The organism is Ferruginibacter sp., from assembly GCF_014377975.1.
Taxonomy (GTDB): domain Bacteria; phylum Bacteroidota; class Bacteroidia; order Chitinophagales; family Chitinophagaceae; genus Ferruginibacter.
Map to the genome: position 1 here is coordinate 1 of NZ_JACMOO010000236.1, position 2,028 is coordinate 2,028.

Annotated in this window: 1 protein-coding gene and 1 pseudogene; both read right to left on the bottom strand. The window is 35.8% G+C overall.

What is annotated here, in order from left to right:
• Positions 1-1,014: pseudogene (locus H7254_RS12625) on the bottom strand (hypothetical protein); the annotation flags it as partial.
• Between the two features lie 269 nt (positions 1,015-1,283).
• Positions 1,284-2,028, bottom strand: a 745-nt coding sequence (locus H7254_RS12630; protein WP_301933309.1) for a metallophosphoesterase, incomplete at its 5' end; no start/stop codon positions are given.

The window sequence follows — 2,028 nt, forward strand, 5'->3', positions numbered from 1 at the left end:
GTTGCTGAATTTTACTGTACGAACAGCACTGTATTTTGATGAACCATCAACATCTACCAATTTTAAACGGTAATAGTTCAGTCCGTTTACGGGAGATAAATGTTTTGTTGAATAGCTTTTATATGTTGTACTGGATATTGATGCTTTTACTTTTCCAATACTTTCAAATTTGCTACCATCTCTGCTAAATTCAACATCAAAATAACTGCTGTTTTGCTCAATAGATGTTTGCCAGTTCAGGTCTACTACTTTATTTTGCTTCGTGGCTGTAAAGTCAACTAAACTAACAGGAAGAGGACCACCTGCAGGCTGAAGAGCAATACATATATCGTCTAATGCTAGGAAATGACTAGTAGGAGCAGTTAAAGGATAGGTTGGTGATGGATCTTTTATTTCTACCTGGATTGATGTAATCCCTATTGGAACAGTATAAAATCCCGTTATTTGAACCCAAGCATTTGTTACTGCAAAATTTGTAGCAACTACAGTTGTAAGAGTTGTAGGGGGATCAACAGTATAAGTATTTACAAGAATGCTAATCGGAAACCCGCCAACCGGATTTACTTTTAAATTGGCTATCCATGCGGAGATTTGAAATATTTGACCCGGGGATACGGTCAAAGTTTTGTACCAAAGTTTAAGGTTCGGCTGCGAACTTGAGGTGTGAGAAGTAAGAAAATAACTATTCGAATGAGGATTTAATGCTAAGTAGCCACTTTGTCCTGCAGTACTTGATAAAATTTGATATTGAGTTTGACCAGACCCATAAGTGTAATCAGTTGATGCAGCGGTGGTACCAAAATTATTTGCCCCGTTAGTACCGCCGCTAGTACTAAGGTAGGGGAGCGCTTCAAAGCCTCCATAATAGCCATTAGTGTTGGACAAATTGCAGCCTTCTTGTGCAGAAGCATTCAATGTAAAAATTAATAACATACCCATTAAAATAAAAAGGAAGTTATTTACAGTGTTTTTTTTGTGTTTAGCAACAGCTAAAAGAGTAAAATTTGTGTTCATCGTGATAAGCTTTTGTGTTTGTAAATAATTTTGTTAAATGGCTAACACAGGAAATAATATTCACATTGATGTGAACATTTTGTGAGGATTTTAGAAACGCACGATTTTTGGGAAAGGGTTTTGCCCCTTAAAAGGATAGTTGGAGTGAGAAATAAAAAAAGAAATTATTTATTTGGTTTAAAAAATAATAATTTAATTTTTGTATTGCTTCTAATATTGGAAAGTCATGTACGAAGTTTATTAAAGGACAGTTTTAGAATACTTAAAAATTACACAAGTTCTATAATTGTTATCTCCGGCAACTGCCCAACCCTACCGGGATAACCTATAAAACCAAAACCGCGGTTTACATATAATTTTTGTTTTTGGCTTTCGTATAAACCTGACCATTGAGGATACACATATTGAACAGGGCTCCATTTAAAACCCGGCAACTCTACACCAAACTGCATACCGTGTGTATGACCACTAAGCATTAAATCTACATCTGCGTAATCGGTTTTAACCTGCGCATCCCAGTGGCTGGGATCGTGGCTCATAAGAATTTTAAAAGGATATTTTTCTGTACCCGCATGTGCCAGATCCATTCTGCCATGTTTGGGAAAGCGGGCTTTATTGCTCCAGTTTTCAATGCCCATCAATGCAATTTCATCTGCATCTTTTTTTAATACAACATGTTCGTTCATCAATAATTTCCAGCCAATATCTTCATGTACTTTTTGTAAGTTTATCAAGTTTTGCTCTTTGCTGATGCCATCGATGGGCCATTGCACATAATCACCATAATCATGATTACCAAGTGTTGAAAATACACCCATCGGCGCTTTTATTTTGCTGAATACGTCCATGTAATTTTCCATTTCTGTTGCCTTGTCATTTACAAGGTCACCTGTAAATAAAATAAGGTCAGCATTTTCTTTCATAATCATTTCTACACCATGTTCAACAGCTTTTTTATCCATAAAACTACCACTGTGTATATCACTTATATGTACAATCCTTAATCCCTTAAAA